Source organism: Streptomyces boncukensis, from assembly GCF_011045075.1.
Classification (GTDB): domain Bacteria; phylum Actinomycetota; class Actinomycetes; order Streptomycetales; family Streptomycetaceae; genus Streptomyces; species Streptomyces boncukensis.
The window spans coordinates 1-16,896 of record NZ_JAAKZZ010000119.1; the positions used below are offsets into that span (position 1 = coordinate 1).

The 16,896-nt window shown below is 75.0% G+C and carries 17 protein-coding genes and 1 pseudogene; 11 read left to right on the forward strand and 7 right to left on the reverse strand.

Translation table 11 applies throughout. The features are described from left to right. Positions 1–722: SLC13 family permease (locus tag G5C65_RS14155; protein WP_206441778.1), on the forward strand; the 722-nt coding region annotated here is incomplete at its 5' end. Positions 723–733: 11 nt separating this feature from the next. On the opposite strand, the gene G5C65_RS14160 is transcribed toward G5C65_RS14155, so the two are convergent. Beyond that, positions 734–1,147, reverse strand: a complete 414-nt coding sequence (locus tag G5C65_RS14160; protein ID WP_165299164.1) for a helix-turn-helix domain-containing protein — start codon at positions 1,145–1,147, stop codon at positions 734–736. A gap of 109 nt (positions 1,148–1,256) precedes the next feature. On the opposite strand from G5C65_RS14160, the pseudogene G5C65_RS14165 reads away from it, so the two are divergent. Next, a pseudogene (locus tag G5C65_RS14165) lies at positions 1,257–2,435 on the forward strand (MFS transporter); the annotation flags it as partial. Between the two features lie 97 nt (positions 2,436–2,532). Here the strand turns inward: G5C65_RS14165 and G5C65_RS14170 are convergent. Beyond that, positions 2,533–3,771, reverse strand: coding sequence for an MFS transporter (locus G5C65_RS14170; protein WP_241265782.1), 1,239 nt, complete (start codon positions 3,769–3,771; stop codon positions 2,533–2,535). Between the two features lie 95 nt (positions 3,772–3,866). Here G5C65_RS14170 and G5C65_RS14175 point away from each other — a divergent pair, with 95 nt between their 5' ends. Beyond that, a complete protein-coding gene (locus G5C65_RS14175; protein WP_420903314.1) occupies positions 3,867–4,433 on the forward strand; it encodes a CGNR zinc finger domain-containing protein in 567 nt (188 codons plus the stop codon). 29 nt (positions 4,434–4,462) lie between these two features. Here the strand turns inward: G5C65_RS14175 and G5C65_RS14180 are convergent, their stop codons facing one another. Both G5C65_RS14180 and G5C65_RS14185 read right to left on the reverse strand, forming a co-directional pair. Beyond that, positions 4,463–4,873: a RidA family protein gene (locus tag G5C65_RS14180; protein ID WP_165299166.1), complete on the reverse strand. Its 411-nt coding sequence runs from the start codon at positions 4,871–4,873 to the stop codon at positions 4,463–4,465. After that, complete coding sequence (locus G5C65_RS14185; RefSeq protein ID WP_165299167.1) at positions 4,870–6,063, reverse strand: acyl-CoA dehydrogenase family protein; 1,194 nt, start codon at positions 6,061–6,063, stop codon at positions 4,870–4,872. The genes G5C65_RS14180 and G5C65_RS14185 overlap by 4 nt, the downstream gene beginning before the upstream one ends. Positions 6,064–6,198: 135 nt before the next feature. Here G5C65_RS14185 and G5C65_RS14190 point away from each other — a divergent pair, with 135 nt between their 5' ends. The 3 genes from G5C65_RS14190 (at position 6,199) to G5C65_RS14200 (ending at position 9,003) form a co-directional block, all read left to right on the forward strand. Continuing rightward, the gene (locus G5C65_RS14190) at positions 6,199–7,890 is read left to right on the forward strand and encodes an AMP-binding protein (protein ID WP_165299168.1); all 1,692 of its coding nucleotides are present in this window, start codon (positions 6,199–6,201) and stop codon (positions 7,888–7,890) included. A gap of 5 nt (positions 7,891–7,895) precedes the next feature. Then, the gene (locus tag G5C65_RS14195) at positions 7,896–8,729 is read left to right on the forward strand and encodes a PaaX family transcriptional regulator (protein WP_338146385.1); all 834 of its coding nucleotides are present in this window, start codon (positions 7,896–7,898) and stop codon (positions 8,727–8,729) included. Positions 8,730–8,805: 76 nt separating this feature from the next. After that, on the forward strand, positions 8,806–9,003 hold the full coding sequence (locus tag G5C65_RS14200) for a DUF3099 domain-containing protein (protein ID WP_165299169.1): 198 nt from the start codon (positions 8,806–8,808) through the stop codon (positions 9,001–9,003). 169 nt (positions 9,004–9,172) lie between these two features. Here the strand turns inward: G5C65_RS14200 and G5C65_RS14205 are convergent, their stop codons facing one another. Both G5C65_RS14205 and G5C65_RS14210 read right to left on the reverse strand, forming a co-directional pair. Next, the gene (locus tag G5C65_RS14205) at positions 9,173–11,449 is read right to left on the reverse strand and encodes a bifunctional salicylyl-CoA 5-hydroxylase/oxidoreductase (RefSeq protein ID WP_241265783.1); all 2,277 of its coding nucleotides are present in this window, start codon (positions 11,447–11,449) and stop codon (positions 9,173–9,175) included. A 7-nt stretch (positions 11,450–11,456) separates the two neighbouring features. Then, positions 11,457–12,284 (reverse strand): enoyl-CoA hydratase family protein, encoded by an 828-nt coding sequence (locus G5C65_RS14210; protein WP_165299170.1) that lies wholly within the window; start codon positions 12,282–12,284, stop codon positions 11,457–11,459. 276 nt (positions 12,285–12,560) lie between these two features. On the opposite strand from G5C65_RS14210, the gene G5C65_RS14215 reads away from it, so the two are divergent. The 3 genes from G5C65_RS14215 (at position 12,561) to G5C65_RS14225 (ending at position 14,747) form a co-directional block, all read left to right on the forward strand. Next, entirely contained in the window at positions 12,561–13,718 is a 1,158-nt protein-coding gene (locus G5C65_RS14215; RefSeq protein ID WP_165299171.1) for an AAA family ATPase, read from the forward strand. Positions 13,719–13,846: 128 nt separating this feature from the next. After that, the gene (locus G5C65_RS14220) at positions 13,847–14,185 is read left to right on the forward strand and encodes a nucleotide pyrophosphohydrolase (RefSeq protein ID WP_206441780.1); all 339 of its coding nucleotides are present in this window, start codon (positions 13,847–13,849) and stop codon (positions 14,183–14,185) included. A 106-nt stretch (positions 14,186–14,291) separates the two neighbouring features. Further along, a complete protein-coding gene (locus tag G5C65_RS14225; RefSeq protein ID WP_165299173.1) occupies positions 14,292–14,747 on the forward strand; it encodes a DUF6099 family protein in 456 nt (151 codons plus the stop codon). Positions 14,748–14,808: 61 nt separating this feature from the next. Here G5C65_RS14225 and G5C65_RS14230 read toward each other — a convergent pair whose 3' ends face one another. After that, positions 14,809–15,000 carry a hypothetical protein gene (locus tag G5C65_RS14230; RefSeq protein ID WP_165299174.1) on the reverse strand — a complete coding sequence of 64 codons (192 nt, stop codon included), beginning with the start codon at positions 14,998–15,000 and terminating at the stop codon, positions 14,809–14,811. 133 nt (positions 15,001–15,133) lie between these two features. On the opposite strand from G5C65_RS14230, the gene G5C65_RS14235 reads away from it, so the two are divergent. Both G5C65_RS14235 and mmuM read left to right on the forward strand, forming a co-directional pair. Beyond that, the gene (locus tag G5C65_RS14235; protein ID WP_165299175.1) at positions 15,134–16,057 is read left to right on the forward strand and encodes an LLM class F420-dependent oxidoreductase; all 924 of its coding nucleotides are present in this window, start codon (positions 15,134–15,136) and stop codon (positions 16,055–16,057) included. Further along, the coding region (gene mmuM / locus G5C65_RS14240) for a homocysteine S-methyltransferase (protein WP_165299176.1) at positions 16,054–16,896 on the forward strand (843 nt) is incomplete at its 3' end. The genes G5C65_RS14235 and mmuM, both read left to right, overlap by 4 nt.

Genomic DNA, 16,896 nt, shown 5'->3' on the forward strand with positions numbered 1-16,896 from the left:
ATGGGGCCGGGGCGGGGACCGGGACCGGCGGCACGGCGGCCGGGCCCGCGTCCGGGGCCGCCGCCGTCACGGTCGTGGAGCGCGCGGACGACACGGGCGGTCACCCCGACGTGGTACCCCCCGTACGGCTCGACCTGGCGCGCTCCCTCACCCTCCTCGGCATCCTGAGCCTGGTCGCCGGTGCCCTGTTCTTCGACCTGAACGTGGGTCTGACAGCGCTCACCGTCGCGGCCGTCCTCGCGCTGGTCTCACCGAAGTCGGCCGAGGGCGCGGCCGAGAAGTGCGCGTGGACCACGGTGCTGCTCGTCTGCGGCATCGTCACCTACGTGAACCTGCTCCAGCACCTCGGCACCGTCGACTGGCTCGGCGAGAAGGTGTCCGCCATCGAAGCCCCGCTGCTCGCGGCGCTGCTGATCTGCCTGATCGCCGCCGTCGTCGCCGCTTTCGCCTCCACCACCGGCATCCTCGGGGCGCTGATCCCGCTCGCCGTCCCGCTGCTGCAGGACGGCCGCCTCGGGGCCCTCACCCTGATCTCCGCGATGGCGATCTGCGCATCGGTCGTCGACTCCTCCCCGTTCTCGACCAGCGGGGCGCTGGTGGCGGCGAACACCCCGGAGGAGCAGCGGGACTACGTCTTCCGCTCTCTGATGACCTGGGGCTTCGCGCTGATCCCGCTGGCGCCGCTGACGGCGTGTGCCGTGCTCGTCCTCCCCGGCTGGTGACGGCCGCGGTGTCACGGGGCGGGCAGGCGGCTGTCGATGTCCGCGGCCAGATACGGGCACTGCGCCACGGGGTGCTCGCTGGGGCACTCCAGCAGATGCGTCAGATAGTCGCGGGCGCGCCGCACCTGGTCGAGCTGCTCCTCGCAGCGCGCGACCCGGCCCCGGACGACCGCCCGCCAGTCCCGGTCCCCGGTGCTGCCCTCCAGAAGCGCCGCGATCTCCGGAAGGGCCATCCCGGCCGTGCCCTGGAGCAGCTGGACCACCGCGATGCGGCGCAGCTCCGCCTCCCGGTAGACGCGGCGCCCGGAGGCCCGCTCGGGCGCCAGCAGACCGCACTTCTCCCACCAGTGCAGCGTCGAGACGGCGAGGCCGAACCGGGCCGCCACCTCGCCGACGCTCCAGCCGGCTCCGCTCTCCGTTGACATCAAGCTGACTTTAGATCCCACAGTGAGCTTCCCGGAAGTCGTTTTCACCTAAGGGACGCTCATGACCCCACCCCCCGAACCCCCCGGCTGGCGGCTGCCGTTCGGACTGATGCTCGGCTCGTTCATCGTGCTGCTCGACGTCTCGATCGTCACCGTCGCCCTGCCCGGCATCGGAGACGACCTGGGCGCTGGGGCCTCCGGTCTGCAGTGGGTCGTCGACGCGTACACGCTGACGCTCTCCGCGCTGCTGCTGTCGTCCGGGGTGCTCAGCGACCGCTACGGGCGCAAACGGAGCTATCTGGCGGGCCTCGCGCTGTTCGTCGTCGCCTCGCTGGCCTGCGGCGCGGCCCCGGGAGGAGGCGCGCTGATCGCGGCGCGCGCCGTGCAGGGCGTGGGCGCCGCCGCCGTGTTCACCGGGACACTGTCGCACCTCGCCCGCGCGTACCCGGATCCGCGGGCCCGCGCCCGGATCATCGGGCTGAACGGGTCGGTGGGCGGCTCGGCGATCATCGTCGGGCCGCTGCTGGGCGGGCTGCTGGTCGACACCGTCGGCTGGCGCGGCATCTTCCTGATCAACCTCCCGGTGGGGCTGGCCGCCCTGTGGATGGGCGCCAGGGAGCTGCCGGAGAGCAAGGATCCGCAGCACGCTTCCTTCGACCTGTGGGGGCAGCTGCTCGGACTGACCCTGCTGGGCGCCCTCACCTTCGGGCTGATCGAGAGTCACACGTACGGCTGGTCCTCGCCGGTGACCCTGGGGGCACTGGCGGTGGCCGCCGTGGCGCTGGTGCTGTTCGTCCGGACGGAGCGGCGCGGCGAGCGGCCCATGCTGCCGATGGCGCTGTTCCGGGACCGCCGGTTCACGGTGCCGCAGGTCTGCTCGTTCGTCCTCGGCTTCGGCACCAGTGCCGTCTTCTTCCTGCTGTCGCTCTATCTGCAGCAGGTGCGCGGCCACTCGGCGATGGCGACGGGGCTGCGCTTCCTGCCGCTGACGCTCGCGGTGTGCTCGGTGGCGCCGTTCGCCACCCGGCTGTGCGCGCGGTACGGGCCCCACCGGGTGATGGCGGTCGGATACCTGGTCTCCGGCGTCGGGCTGGCCGGGCTGGTGCTGCTGGGCACGGACTCGGGCCCTGCCGCGCTGGCCGCCGTCTCGGTGGTGCTCGGCGCGGGCATGGGCGCGTCCATCGGGCCCACCCAGCTGGCGGGCGTCCAGGCGCTGCCCGCGGCGCGCTCGGGACTCGCTGCGGCCTGTGTGAGCACCACCCGCCAGGTCGGCACCGCGCTGGGGGTGGCCGTACTCGGCCTGCTGGTCATCCCGCACGGCGGGGACCCGGGTACGCCCGGCTTCGCCCGGGACTTCGTCGCCGGGCTGCACACCGCGGGCCTGCTCACCGGCGCCGCGACGGTGCTCGCGGGCGCGCTCGCCGCCGTACTCGCCCGCGCGGCCCGCCGGGACGGGGCCCCTCCAGCAGGGCCAGCAGCGCCGCGGCGGCCAGCTGCAGCGCCGCGATCGCCAGCACGAGCAGAGCGGGATTGAGCCCCTCCAGCGTCCCGGCCAGCGCCGCTCCGGCAGCCGCCGCCGTGACCTTCAGCCCCGCGCCCACGGTGAAGACCTGGGCGCGGGCGTCCGGCGGCGCGTGGTCGGCCCGGATCCGGAGCGTGGTGGTGAGCAGCGGGCCGTCCCCCAACCCGGCGAGCGCGAACAGCGCCGCGGCCCAGCCGAGGGACGGCGCGAGCGCGGCCCCGGCCAGCGCAGCGCCGGTGACCACCAGGCTGGCCCCCGCCAGCCGCCGGTCGCCGAACGGCGGGCGCCAGCGGGCCAGGCCCAGCGCCCCCGCGAGCGCTCCGACGGCGAACGCCGTCATCAGCACGCCGCCGCCGTCCGCTTCGCCCCGGTGCGCGGCCAGCAGCACGGCGGACACGGCGAGCCCGCCGAGACCGAGGTGGGCGACGGTCGTGGCCGCGGTGATCGCGCGCAGCGCGGGCGTACGCCACAGGGCGGTGAAGGGGCGGCCGTGGCGCCCCGAGGGTGCGCTGGGGGCTGCGCGCGCCGGCGCCCGGCTCCGCCGCACACCACCGCTCACCGCCGCCATCAACGGAACCGCTGCCCCGGCGAACACCGCCATCAGCCCGGTCGCCGCAGCGGGCGAGGCCAGCCCCGCGACCAGAGTGACGACGGCGGGTCCGGCGACGGACGACGCCGTGTACGTCACGGCGTCCAGCGCGTACGCGCGGTCCCGCACCGCCCCCTCCGGCGCGAGCGAGGCGATCAGGCTGGACAGCCCTCCGCTGACGACCGGCCCGCAGCTGCCCCCGGCGACGGCGATGGCCAGGGCGACGGGGCCGGGCGCCGAGCCCACCGTGCCGGCGAGCCCCGCGAGCGCGGCGGCGAAGGCGGCGAGCGCGCCGCAGTAGAACAGCCGCGGCCTGCGGGCCCGCGCGGCGAGCGCGCCCACCAGCGGCGCCGCCACGGCGTGCGGCGCCATCCAGGCCGTGAGCACGAAGGCGCCCGCCGCCGCGCTTCCGGTGCGGTCCAGGGCGAGCAGGGCGACGGCGATCCCCACTCCGTCGTCCGCGAGCCGGGCGAGAAAGGCGGTGGCCAGATAGGCGACGAGCGCGGGCCGCATGGCGGGCTCTCCTGTCCTGCACAACTGTCCTGCACAACCGTTCTGCGTAACGTCTTATAAGAATGAGCCGTTACAGCATAGGTATACTGGCGGGCGTGCGGGAGACATCACAGCGGGGTTTTCGCCCGGCGCACCGGTTGCTGGACCTGGCCAACGCGCTGCGCGCGGACGGATCGCTGTCCCGGGAGGCCATGGCGGACCTGCTCATGCGGCACGGGGAGACCGCTCAGGACGTGGCCGGGAGCGCGTTCACGGAGGACGACGCGGAGGCGCTGCGCGCGGCCGTCGCGCGGCTCACCGAGCGCGTGCTGGCGGAGCCGGACGTGGACCGTGCGGCCCGCGCGCTCAACGCCCTGCTGGCGGAGTGCGGCGCCCGGCCCCGCCTCTCCCGGCACGACGGCCACGCCTGGCACCTGCATGTGGACCGGGGCGACGACGCGGGCTGGGCGGACTGGTTCACCGCCGCGAGCGCGCTGGGCCTGGCCCAGCTGCTGAGCGAGCGCGGCGGGAACGCGGCGGCGTGGGGGGAGTGCGCGGCGGCGGACTGCACACGGCTGTTCCTGGACGACGGCCCGGGGACGCCCCGGCGCTACTGCTCGCCCAGGTGCGCGTCCCGCGCGCGGGTGGCCGCGCACCGGGCCCGCCGCCGCGGATCCGGGTGACCGTCAGGGGCTCAGGAGGCCGGCCGCCGTCACTCCAGCACGGCCACGCCGTCCAGTTCGATCCACGCCGACTCGTCCCACAGCCGCACCACGCCCACCACGGCCATCGCCGGATAGTCCCGCCCCACCAGCCGGCCCCAGATCCTCCCCAGTTCGGCCGCGTGCCGCCGGTACGCGGGAACGTCCGTCGTATAGACCGTCACCCGGGCCAGGTCCGCCGGCTCGCCCCCGCTCGCCGCCAGCGCGGCCAGCAGATTGCTCAGCGCCGCCTCGAACTGGCCGGGAAAGGTGTGCGCCGCGATCCGGCCCTCGGCGTCCAGCGCGGTCTGGCCCGCGAGGAAGACCAGCCGCGAGCCGGTCGCCGTCACGGCGTGCGAGAACCCCTTCGGCGGGGACAGCTCGGGCGGGTTGATGCGCCGCACGGCACCGTCCTGCGTCATGTGTACAGCTCCTTCGCGATCACCGTGCGCTGCAACTCGCTCGCCCCCTCGTAGATGCGGGGGGCCCGGACCTCCCGGTAGAGGTGTTCGAGGAGGTGGCCGCGCCGGAGCCCCTCGGCTCCGTGGATCTGGACGGCCGCGTCGACGACGTACTGCGCCGTCTCGGTGGCCAGCAGCTTGGCCATCGCCGAGCGCCGCGCGATGCCCTCGTCCCCCCGGTCGTACGCGGCCGCCGCCGCGTACACCATCAGCCGCGCCGCCTCGGTGCGCGTCGCCATCTCGGCCAGCTGGTGCGAGACGGACTGCAGGTCGCGCAGGACACCGCCGAAGGCGGGGCGCCGTCCGGCGTGTTCCAGCGAGGCGTCCAGCGCGGCCTGCGCCATGCCGACCGCGAACGCGCCGACGCTGGGCCGGAAGAGGTTGAGGGTGCGCATGGCGATCCCGAAGCCGCCCCCCGGCTGCCCGATGAGGTCGGCGCGGGTGACGGGGACGCCGTCGAAGGTGAGGGTGCCGATGGGGTGCGGGGAGAGCATGTCCAGGTGCTCGCCGCTCAGCCCTGGGCGGTCGGCCGGGACCAGGAAGGCGGTGATGCCCCGGGAGCCCGCCTCCTCACCCGTACGGGCGAACACGCAGTAGAAGTCCGCCTCGGGCGCGTTGGAGATCCAGGTCTTGGTGCCGGTCAGCCGCCAGGACGCCGGGCCGGGGCCGTCCGTCGCCGGGCCGGGGCCGTCCGTCGCGGGGCCGTCCGGCTCGGCCCGCAGCGCCAGTGCCGCCGCGTCGCTGCCCGCGCCGGGCTCGCTCAGCGCGAAGGCGGCGACGGCCCGGCCCTCGGCCGCGGCGCGCAGCCAGCGCCCGCGCTGCTCGCCGGTGCCCGCCGCGGCCACCGGGCCGGTGCCCAGGCCCTGGAGCGCCAGCGCCGTCTCGGCCTCGGGGCAGGCGTACGCGAGGGACTCCCGCAGCAGGCACAGCTCCAGCGCCCGCTCGGCCTGGTGCCCCGCGCCGGACCGGGACGGGGACGAGGCGACGACGGCGCGCGCGAGCAGCCCCAGCTCGCCGAGGTCCGCGAGCAGCGCCCGGTTGACCCGCCCCGGCTCGCCCGACTCGGCGAGCGGGCGCAGCCTGCTGCCCGCGAGCTCGCGCAGCTGCGCGCACCACTCCTGCTGCTTCGGTTCCAGCGCGAACACGGGCATCGCGACCCCCTGGCTTCCGCGGGGCCGGGCGGACGACCCGGCCTCGCTCTGTATATCGCGGTATCTTGACTGCCGTCACCATCACGTTACGCTCGACGGCACATCAGCGCGCCCGGCCGCGAGGGGGCAGTACAGATGCACCTGAGCCCGTCAGTACACGTCGACACCTTCGCCCGCGACCATCTGCCGCCGCCCGAGCAGTGGCCGGACCTCCTGCTGGACCGGCCCGAGCTCCACTACCCCGACCGTCTCAACTGCGGCGCCGAGCTGCTGGACCGCACCGTCGAGCGGTTCGGCGGCGACCGCCCCGCCTTCCACACGGCCGACGGCTCCCCGCCCTGGTCGTACGGCAGGCTGCGGCGCACCGTGGACCAGATCGCACACGTCCTCACCGGCGAGCTCGGCGTACGCCCCGGCAACCGGGTGCTGCTGCGCGGGCCCACCACGCCTGCGCTCGCCGCCTGCTGGCTGGCGGTGATGAAGGCGGGCGCCGTCGCCGTGACGGTGCTGGCGGCCCAGCGGGCGCACGAGCTGGGCACCATCGGCCGGCTGGCGCGGGTCAGCCACGCGCTGTGCGCGGCGGACTGCGCGGACGAGCTGGTGAAGGCGGACGTACCGGGGCTGCGGATGACGCTGTTCGGGGGCGCCGGGCCGGAGGACCTGCTGGCACGGGCCGCGCACCAGCCGGAGACGTACGCGGCCGTGCCGACGGCCGCCGACGACGTCGCGCTGATCGCCTTCACCTCCGGTACCACCGGCAGGCCCAAGGGCTGTGTGCACTTCCACCGGGACGTGCTGGCCATCGCGGACACCTTCTCCGCGCACCTGGTGCGCCCGCGGCCGGACGACGTGTTCGCGGGCAGCCCGCCGCTGGGCTTCACCTTCGGGCTCGGCGGACTGGTGGTCTTCCCGCTGCGCGCCGGCGCCTCGGCGCTGCTGGACCAGTGGAGCGGCTCCGAGCAGATGCTGCGGATCATCGAACAGCACCGGATCTCGGTGCTGTTCACGGCGCCGACGGCGTACCGGGGCATGCTCGCCAGGCTGGGGCCCCCGCCCGGCGGCGGGGACGGCGGCGAGCACGGCGACAAGCACGGCGACAAGCACGGCGGCGAGTCGCCGCCCGCGCTGGCCTCGCTGCGCCGCTGCGTCTCGGCCGGCGAGCATCTGCCGGCCGCGACCTGGCACGACTGGTATGCGCGCACCGGGCTGCGGATCATCGACGGCATCGGCGCGACCGAGATGCTGCACATCTTCATCTCCGCCGCCGACGAGGCCGTCAAGCCCGGTACGACGGGCCTGCCGGTGCCCGGCTTCGAGGCGCGCGTCGTGGACGGCGAGGGCGCGCCGGTGCCGGACGGCACCCCGGGGCTGCTTGCGGTGCGCGGCCCGGTCGGCTGCCGCTATCTGGCGGACGAGCGGCAGCGCGAGTACGTACGCGAGGGCTGGAACCTCACGGGCGACACCTACGTCCGGGACACCGACGGCTACTTCCGCTACGTGGCCCGCGCCGACGACATGATCATCTCGGCGGGCTACAACATCGCGGGCCCGGAGGTCGAGGAGGCGCTGCTGCGGCACCCCGATGTCGCGGAGGCCGCGGTGGTCGGCCGCCCGGACGCGAAGTGCGGGCAGATCGTCGTCGCCCATGTGGTGCTGGGCCGGGGCGCTCCCCCTGGGAGTGAAATGGCCGAAACTCTACGTCAGTTCACCACTTCGGAGCTTACTCCCTATAAGTGCCCCCGCGAGATCATCTTTGCAGAATCGCTTCCGCGCACCCCCACGGGCAAACTCCAGCGCTACCGGCTGCGGCAGGCCGATCTAGAGTAACGGCCGTGGCTCTGCACTCGTACTCGCCGTCCCCCCGCCCCTCCCCCGGCTCGCTCATCCTGACCTTCTACGGCGCCTACGGGCGCGGCTTCAACAGCGCGGGCACCGTGCCCGTCGCCACCCTCATCCGGCTGCTCGGCACCCTCGGAGTGGACCCTCCCTCGGTGCGCTCGGCCGTCTCCCGGCTCAAGCGGCGCGGGCTGCTCACCGCCGACCGGCCGGGCAGCAAGGCAGCGGCCTACGCCCCCTCCGCCGCGGCCAGACAGCTGCTGAAGGACGGCGACCGGCGCATCTACGCCCGCCCCGATCCGGACGGCACCTGGCTGCTGGCGATCTTCTCCGTCCCCGAAAGCGAACGCCAGCGGCGGCATGTGCTGCGCTCCCGGCTGGCCCGGCTCGGCTTCGGCAACGCGGCACCGGGCATCTGGATCGCGCCATCGCACCTGGAGCAGGAGACCCGGCATACGCTGACCCGGCTCGAACTGACGCCCTACGTCGACCTGTTCCGCGGCAGCCACACGGGCTTCGAGCCCACGGCGGAGGCCGTCGGCCGCTGGTGGGACCTGGAGGCGCTCGCCGCGCAGCACCGCGCGTTCCTGGAGGCCCACGAACCGGTGCTGCGCGCGTGGACGCGCCGCCGCCGGGTGCCGCCTCAGGCCGCGTACCGCGACTATCTGCCCGCGCTGGACGCCTGGCGGCGGCTCCCGTACGCGGACCCCGGGCTGCCGCCCGCGCTGCTGCCGGACGACTGGCCGGGCGAGCGCGCAGCCGGCGTCTTCTTCGCGCTGCACGCGAAGCTGCGGGACGCGGGCGGGCTGTACGCGCGGGAGGGCGGCTGAGGCGGCTGAGGAGGGCGGCTGAGGGCCGCGGCGGACGTCCCGCGACCGGCGGCGGCGCGCGGCGTACGCTGGTCGTATGTACGCCCGTCGGCGCCGCCGCTACTTCGCGCTGATGACGGTCTGCCTGGTGCTGTTCGTCAGCGCGTGGGCGTTCGTGCGGCTGTGGTCCGTGCCGGTGGCCATCGGAATGTGTGTCGTGGCCATGGCCATCCCGCCGTGCGCGGCCATCGTGGCGAACCGGCGCGGCCCCGACGACCGCTGGTGGGACGAGTGACGACTGCCCCTGACGGGGCACACCATGGCGCACGTGCGCCATCCAGGGCGCGGGGAACCGCGCGACCGGCCACGACAGGCCCGCAGGCGGCAGGGCGCCGCCAGGGGCAGCCCGGGGGCCGTCGTCCCCGCGACACCGGATGCAGGAGGACGGGCCGGGCCCTCACGCGTCACAGGGCCAGCCTCGGCTTGGGGGCGTCCGTGCGGCCCGTCGGCGGCCTCCGGCTGCCCGCACCGTACGAAAGGGGCCACGGCGCGCCCGGCCCCGTATAGCCCTGCTCCGCCGCCGCGTGCAGCGTCCAGTGCGGGTCGTACAGATGCGGGCGCGCCAGCGCGCACAGGTCGGCACGGCCCGCCAGGACCAGCGAGTTGACGTCGTCCCACGAGGAGATCGCCCCGACCGCGATCACCGGCACGCCCAGCGCGTTGCGGATCCGGTCGGCGAACGGCGTCTGGTAGGAGCGTCCGTACGCGGGCCGCTCCTCGGGCACCACCTGCCCCGTGGACACATCGACGGCGTCCACGCCGTGCTCCGCGAACGCCGCCGCGATCCGTACCGCGTCCTCCCCCGTCGTCCCGCCCTCCGCCCAGTCCGTCGCGGAGATGCGCACCGTCATGGGCCGCTCGGCGGGCCACACCGCGCGGACCGCGTCGAACACCTCCAGCGGATAGCGCAGCCGCGCGTCGAGCGAGCCGCCGTAGGCGTCGGTGCGCTGGTTCGTCAGGGGCGAGAGGAAACTGGAGAGCAGATAGCCGTGCGCACAGTGCAGCTCCAGCAGGTCGAACCCGGCGCGCGCCGCGCGCCGTGCCGCACGGACGAAGTCGTCCCGTATCGCACCCAGCTCGACCGCTGTCAGGGCGTGCGGTATCTGGTTGACGCCCGCGCGGTACGGCAGCGGGGAGGGGCCGACGACGGGCCAGTTGCCGTCCGGGAGCGGCTCGTCGATGCCCTCCCACATCAGCTTGGTGGAGCCCTTCCGCCCCGAGTGCCCGAGCTGCACGCCCAGCGCGGCGGTGGGCGACTCGGTGTGCACGAAGTCGGCGACGCGGCGCCAGGACGCCTCCTGTTCGTCCGTCCACAGCCCCGAGCAGCCGGGGGTGATACGGCCGCGCGGCGAGACGCACACCATTTCGGTCATCACCAGCCCGGCGCCGCCGAGCGCCCGCCCGCCCAGGTGGACGAGGTGGAAGTCCCCCGGGTCGCCGTCCGCCGCGCGGTACATGTCCATCGGGGAGACCACCACCCGGTTGCGCAGCGTCAGCTCGCGCAGCCGGAAGGGGGTGAACATGGGCGGGGTGCCCGGTTCCGTCCCCGCCTCCCGCTCGACCGAGGCGACGAACTCCGGGTCCCGCAGCCGCAGGTTGTCGTGGGTGACCCGGCGGCTGCGGGTGAGCAGGTTGAACGCGAACCTGCGGGACGGCTGGTCCACATACCCGGCCAGCTCCTCGAACCAGGCGAGGCTCGCCCGCGCCGCGCGCTGGGTGGACTCCACCACGGGGCGCCGCTCCGCCTCGTACGCGGCCAGCGCGGCGGGCAGGTCGGGCTGCTCCCGCAGACAGGCGGCGAGCGCCAGCGCGTCCTCGACGGCGAGCTTGGTGCCGGAGCCGATGGAGAAGTGCGCGGTGTGCGCGGCGTCGCCGAGCAGCACGGTGTTTCCGTGCGACCAGTGCGCGTTGACGACCGTGCGGAACGCCGTCCACTGGGAGCTGTTGCCGCGCAGCGGGCGGCCGCCGAGCGCCTCCTGGAAGAGCTTGGCGCAGTGGTCGGCCGAACCGTGCTCGTCGAGCCGGTCCAGCCCGGCGTCCCGCCACACCTCCTCGCGCGCCTCGACGATGACAGTGGAGGCGTCCGGCGCATAGGGGTAGGCGTGCAGCTGCAGGACGCCGTGGGCGGTCTCGGCGATCTCGAAGCGGAAGGCGTCCAGCGCGAAGTCGGCGGCCAGCCAGATGTAGCGGCAGCGGTGGGTGGTGACGGAGGGCCGGAAGGCGTCGGCGTGGGCCTGGCGGGTGGCGCTGTGCACCCCGTCCGCTGCGATCACCAGGTCATGGGTCCTGGACAGCTCGGCGGCCGGCGGGGCCCCGGTACAGAAGCGCAGCTCGACGCCCAGCTCGCGGCAGCGCGCGTGCAGGACGGCCAGCAGCCGGCGGCGGCCGAGCGCGGCGAAGCCGTGTCCGCCGCAGGTGAGGGTGCGGCCGCGGTGCACGATGTCGATGTCGTCCCAGCGCACCATCTCGGCCCGGAGCGCGGCGTAGGCGTCCGGGTCGGCGTGCTCGATGCCGCCGAGGGTCTCGTCGGACAGCACGACGCCGAAGCCGAAGGTGTCGTCGGCCGCGTTGCGCTCGTAGACGGTGATCCGGCGGGCGGGGTCGAGACGCTTGAGGAGGGCGGCGGCGTACAGCCCGCCGGGGCCGCCGCCGATGACGGCGATGCGCATTCCGGCGCTCATCGCGTGCTCACTTCCCCTGCCACTTGGGCGCGCGCTTCTCGGTGAAGGAGGCGTGGAACTCGGCGTAGTCCTCGGTGTGCATCAGCAGCGCCTGGGTGGCCGCGTCCATCTCGACGGCCCCGGCGAGCGGCATGTCCAGCTCGGCGGTGAGCAGCGCCTTGGTCTGGGCGTGCGCCAGCGCGGGCCCGTCCGCGAGCCGCCGTGCGAGGGCCTGCGCGGCGCGGTCGGCCCCGCCGTCCTCCGTCAGCTGGCTGACCAGGCCGATGCGCTCGGCCTCCGGGGCGCGGACCGGGTCGCCCAGCATCAGGATGCGGGTGGCGTGCCCGAGTCCGACGACGCGGGGCAGCAGATACGCGGCTCCCATGTCGCCGCCGGACAGCCCGACGCGGGTGAAGAGGAAGGCGAAGCGCGCCGTGGGGTCGGCGACCCGGAAGTCCGCTGCGAGCGCGAGCACCGCGCCCGCGCCCGCCGCGGCCCCGTGCACGGCGGCGACCACGGGGAACGGCGCCTCCCGTACGGCGCGCACCACCTGGCCGGTCATGCGGTTGAAGTCGAGCAGCCGGGAGGTGTCCATCTCCAGCGTGGCGCCGATGATCTCGTCGACGTCGCCGCCGGAGCAGAAGGAGCGGCCCTCGCCGGCGAGCACCAGCGCCCGGACCCGCTTCTCACGGGACAGCTCGGCGAGCAGGTCGCGCAGGTCGGCGTACGCCTCGAAGGTGAGCGCGTTCAGCTTGGCGGGGCGGGCGAGGGTGACCGTGGCGACGCCGTCGTCATAGTCGACCTGGAGGTGCCGCCACTCGGGGGTGGGGTGCGCGGATCCGGTGAACGGGCTCATCGCGGGGCCTCCGTCCGGGGAAAGTGCCTCGGCTGTACGCGCGGCCAACGCCCCGAAGGTATCACCGCTTCGTGACTGCCGTCACGAGTACGCGATAGATGGAGGAGCACCGTGGGCGCCCTGGAGTGGCGCGGGGCTGCTGCCGACAGCGGCTTCGCCGCGATGGGGTTCCCCGGTCCTCCTGCCGCACGGCCGGAAAAGCGGGGATCGCCCTTTCGGGGGAGCCGGCACCCGCTGGAACGGTTCGCCGCCGAACCGCCCCTCTACGGTCCCGGCATGGACACCACGCGCCCGCGCGCGGCCACCGTCAGCGAGCTGCGCGTCTCCGCCTTCCGCGCCCTGCGCGCCAGGACCGTCCCGCTCGGCCGGGTGACGGTGCTGACGGGACCCAGCGGCAGCGGGAAGACCACGGCCCTGGAGGCGTACCAGGCGCTGGCCCGGCTCGGCGGCGGGGAGCCGCTGGGCGCGGTGTTCGGCGGCGCGCGGGGCGGCCCGGCGGCGTGTGTGCCGCGCGAGGCGCGGCCGGACCGGCAGGGCAGACGCGGCTTCCGGCTGGGCTGCTCGGTGACGGGGCCGGTGGGCGAGGCCCGGGTCGATGTGGCGGTGCAGGCCGAGCCGGAGCTGCGCATCGTGGGCGAGCGGCTGGCCACCCGGGAGTACGGCACGCTGCTGTCCACAGCCCTGCGCGACCCCGGACGGCGCACGGTGCAGGCCGAGTGGCACACCGCGGGCGCCGGGCGGGTGACCCGCGCCCCCTTCCCGGACGACCGGCTCGGCACCGCGCTGGTGCCGCTGCGGGTGGCGGGCACCACGCCGGAGCAGCGCCGGGTGCTGGCGGCGGCCGAGCAGATCGTGGTGGCGCTGCGCTCGGCGTTCCCGTGCGACCCCCGCCCCGACGCCATGCGGAGCCCTGTGCCCCCGGGCGACGGGCTGCTGCGGGGCGGCTGCGACAACCTCGCCGCGGTGCTGCGCCGTACCCGCGCCGAGTGCGCCACCCGGCACGCTGCGCTGCTGTCCGAGCTGCGCGCCGGCTGCGCCGGGCCGGTGACGGAACTGCGTGCCGAGGGCTGCGGCGACGGGCTGCTGCGGGCCGTGCTGGACCGGGGCGACCGGCTCGCGGCCACCCCGCTGGACCGGCTGGGCGACGGCGAACTGCGCTTCACGGCGCTCGCGCTGGTGCTGCTCACCGGGCCCGGGGTGCTGAGCGTGGACCCGGCCCGGGAGGTGCCGGCGGCGCGGCAGGCGCTGGCGGTGCTCGCGGACGGCGTGGACCGCGGCCTGGACACCCGGCAGGCCCGGCAACTCCTCGCGCTGGCCGCGCGGATGGGCTCCCGCGGTCATATCCGGCTGCTGGCGACGGCGGCGGACGCGGGTCCGGTGACCCGGGAGGCGGCGCGGATGCCGGACGTCACACTGGTAGACCTGAGTGCGTGAACGATTCCACCGGCAACGGCCCCACCCGTCCCACCGACCCCAGCAGCCGCAGCGGCCTCAGCGGCACCGGCCGCCCCGGCGAGTCCGGAGCCGCCCCGGCCGGGGCGGCTCCGCCCACCGTCGAGCGGCTGCAGCGCAGGCTGGCCGAGTTCGCGGTGGCGCGGGACTGGGGGCAGTACCACACCCCGAAGAACCTCGCTGCGGCGCTCAGCGTCGAGGCGGGCGAACTGGTGGAGATCTTCCAGTGGCTCACGCCCGAGCAGTCGGCGCGGGTGATGGCGGACCCGGAGTCCGCGGCGCGGGTGGAGGACGAGGTCGCGGACGTGCTGGCGTATCTGCTGCAGTTCTGCGAGGTGCTGGGGGTGGACGCGCTGGCGGCGCTGGCGGCGAAGATCGAGCGGAACGAGAAGCGTTTCCCGGCTCCGAACCGTTTCCCCACACTCGGAAACGGTCACTCTATGGAGTGAAGGAGTTATCCCCACGAGCCTTATTATCCACAGATTTCCGAAACCCCCTGGCGGTGCTGGACATTGACAGTCACGCTGGGTAGCGACCAGTGAGGGGGATAGCACGATGGATGCTGTACGGCTCATCGCGGCAACCCGGTATGCCCTGGCGCACAGCAGGGCCGTGCCGGACATCGTGGCGGAGGCGTGGCAGGCCCAAGCCCTCGCCGAGGCGGTCGGCAGCCATCTCGCGATAAGCGGGCCCCCGGAGGTGCGGACCGAGGCGCTCGGACTGAGCGAGGCGGGCGGCAGAGCCTGCGGCTCGCTGCACCATCCCGCGCTGCGGGCCGACGGCGTCCGCGCGGCGCAGCTCTCGATGATCGAGGACCCCCGCTGTGCCCTGCTCGACCTGGGCGAGCTGCTCGGCGAGACGGGGGTGGCGCTCGTCGGGGTGGCCGTGTCGGCCGAGGAAGCGCTCTACTGGCAGTGCGTCGAAGCGCTCGACGCGGCGGACGAGTCCGGCGACCGGGTCGCGGGCATCCTCCGCAAGCTGGCTCTGCGGGAGCGCGGCGGTGTGCTCTGAGCCCCGGGGGCGTTCCTGGGCGGCAGTTCCCGGGCAGCGGGGCCCGAGAACGCGCCCGCGATCAGGACTCGCGCTCCTCGGCCTGGGAGGACTGGAGTTCGGCGTCGAGCCGGGAGAGATCGGCGTTGAGCGCCGCCATCATCTCCTCCATCTGCGCCAGCAGTCCCTGGGAGGCCCCGCCGGGCGGGCCGGGCTCAGCCGGGTCCGGGGCGCTCTCGGCGGCGCCGGGGTCTGGCACGGCGTCCTGGGACATCGCGTCCTCCTAGCTGAGCCGGTGGGTGCCGGGCCGGAAGAGACCGGCCCGCGGGCCGGGAGATCCGGCTCCGCCCCGGCCAACGACCCCGGTGTGTGCCAGGTCACGGGCGCCTTCAAGGCAAGATGGAATCATGCGACTGCGAATCTTCACCGAGCCCCAGCAGGGGGCCGACTACCACACGCTGCTCACCGTCGCGAAGGCGACGGAGGACCTCGGCTTCGACGCCTTCTACCGCTCCGACCACTATCTCTCCATGGGCGACGGGGACGGCCTGCCCGGCCCGACCGACGCCTGGATCACCCTCGCCGGGCTCGCCCGCGAGACCAGCCGCATCCGGCTGGGCACCCTGATGACGGCGGGCACCTTCCGGCTGCCCGGACCGCTCGCCATCCAGGTCGCGCAGGTGGACGCGATGTCCGGGGGCCGCGTCGACTTCGGCCTGGGCTCCGGCTGGTACGAGGAGGAGCACACGGCCTACGGCATCCCGTTCCCCAAGGAGAAGTTCGGCCGCCTGGAGGAGCAGCTGGCCGTCATCACGGGGCTGTGGCAGACCCCGCCCGGCGAGAAGTTCAGCTACGAGGGCACGTACTACACCCTGCGGGACTCCCCCGCGCTCCCCAAGCCCGCGCAGTCCCGGATCCCGGTGCTGATCGGCGGCTTCGGCGCCAAGCGCACCCCGCGCCTCACCGCACGGTACGCCGACGAGTTCAACCTCCCCTTCGGCTCCCTCGCGGACACCGAGCGGCAGTTCGGCCGAGTGCGGGCCGCCGCCGAGGAGGCCGGACGCGCGGCGGACGAGCTGGTGTACTCCAACGCGCTGGTGGCCTGCGTCGGCAGGGACGACGCCGAGGTCGCGCGCCGGGCCGCGGCCATCGGCCGCGAGGTGTCCGAGCTGAAGGAGAACGGCCTCGCGGGCACCCCGGCCGAAGTCGTCGACAAGATCGGGCAGTTCGGCGAGCTGGGCGCCTCCCGGATCTACCTCCAGGTGCTGGACCTGAGCGATCTGGACCATCTGGAGCTGATCGCCGACCAGGTGCAGGCCAAGCTGTCGTGACCGGCGGCCCCGCGACCCCGCTCGCCCAGGCGCTCGCCCAGCGGGTGCTGCCGCTGGACGGCGGCCTGTCCAACCAGTTGGAAGAGCAGGGTTGCGAGCTGTCCGACGCGCTGTGGTCGGCTCGGCTGCTCGCCGACGACCCCGGCCAGATCGAGGCGGCGCACGCGGCGTATGCGCGGGCGGGAGCGCGGGTGCTGATCACCAGCAGCTATCAGGCGTCCTTCGAGGGCTTCGCCCGCCGGGGCCTGGGCCCGCGGTCGGCGCGGGAGCTGTTCGCGCGGAGCGTGGCGCTGGCCCGCGCGGCGGGCGGCTCCGGGGTCTGGGTCGCCGGTTCGGTGGGGCCGTACGGCGCGGTGCTCGCGGACGGCAGCGAGTACCGGGGGCGGTACGGGAAGAGCGTGCGGGAGCTCGCCGGCTTCCACCGGCCCCGGATCGCGGCGCTGGCCGCCGCCGGCCCCGATGTGCTGGCCCTGGAGACCGTGCCGGACACGGCCGAGGCGGAGGCGCTGCTGCGCGCCGCCGCGGACTGCGGGCTCCCGGTGTGGCTGAGCTACACCGTCGCGGGCGCCCGCACCCGGGCCGGGCAGCCGCTTCAGGAGGCGTTCGCGCTCGCGCGGGGCAACGAACAGGTGATCGCGGTGGGCGTCAACTGCTGCCGGAGCGAGGAGGTGCTGCCCGCCGTGCGGATCGCCTCGCGGGCGGCGGGGGGCAAGCCGGTCGTCGTCTACCCGAACAGCGGGGAGGGGTGGGACGCGGAGCGGCACGCGTGGACCGGTCGGCCGACGTTCACGGCGTCGCACGCCGCCGAGGCGGCGGAGTGGGTGCGGGCGGGTGCGCCC

Coding starts and splice junctions, on each gene's coding strand:
- G5C65_RS14230 (WP_165299174.1), bottom strand. CDS start 15,000: ATGTCCCAGGACGCCGTGCCAGACCCCGGCGCCGCCGAGAGCGCCCCG.
- G5C65_RS14210 (WP_165299170.1), bottom strand. CDS start 12,284: ATGAGCCCGTTCACCGGATCCGCGCACCCCACCCCCGAGTGGCGGCAC.
- G5C65_RS14160 (WP_165299164.1), bottom strand. CDS start 1,147: ATGTCAACGGAGAGCGGAGCCGGCTGGAGCGTCGGCGAGGTGGCGGCC.
- G5C65_RS14225 (WP_165299173.1), top strand. CDS start 14,292: ATGGATGCTGTACGGCTCATCGCGGCAACCCGGTATGCCCTGGCGCAC.
- G5C65_RS14200 (WP_165299169.1), top strand. CDS start 8,806: ATGTACGCCCGTCGGCGCCGCCGCTACTTCGCGCTGATGACGGTCTGC.
- G5C65_RS14235 (WP_165299175.1), top strand. CDS start 15,134: ATGCGACTGCGAATCTTCACCGAGCCCCAGCAGGGGGCCGACTACCAC.
- G5C65_RS14215 (WP_165299171.1), top strand. CDS start 12,561: ATGGACACCACGCGCCCGCGCGCGGCCACCGTCAGCGAGCTGCGCGTC.
- G5C65_RS14170 (WP_241265782.1), bottom strand. CDS start 3,771: ATGCGGCCCGCGCTCGTCGCCTATCTGGCCACCGCCTTTCTCGCCCGG.
- G5C65_RS14180 (WP_165299166.1), bottom strand. CDS start 4,873: ATGACGCAGGACGGTGCCGTGCGGCGCATCAACCCGCCCGAGCTGTCC.
- G5C65_RS14205 (WP_241265783.1), bottom strand. CDS start 11,449: ATGAGCGCCGGAATGCGCATCGCCGTCATCGGCGGCGGCCCCGGCGGG.
- G5C65_RS14185 (WP_165299167.1), bottom strand. CDS start 6,063: ATGCCCGTGTTCGCGCTGGAACCGAAGCAGCAGGAGTGGTGCGCGCAG.
- G5C65_RS14190 (WP_165299168.1), top strand. CDS start 6,199: ATGCACCTGAGCCCGTCAGTACACGTCGACACCTTCGCCCGCGACCAT.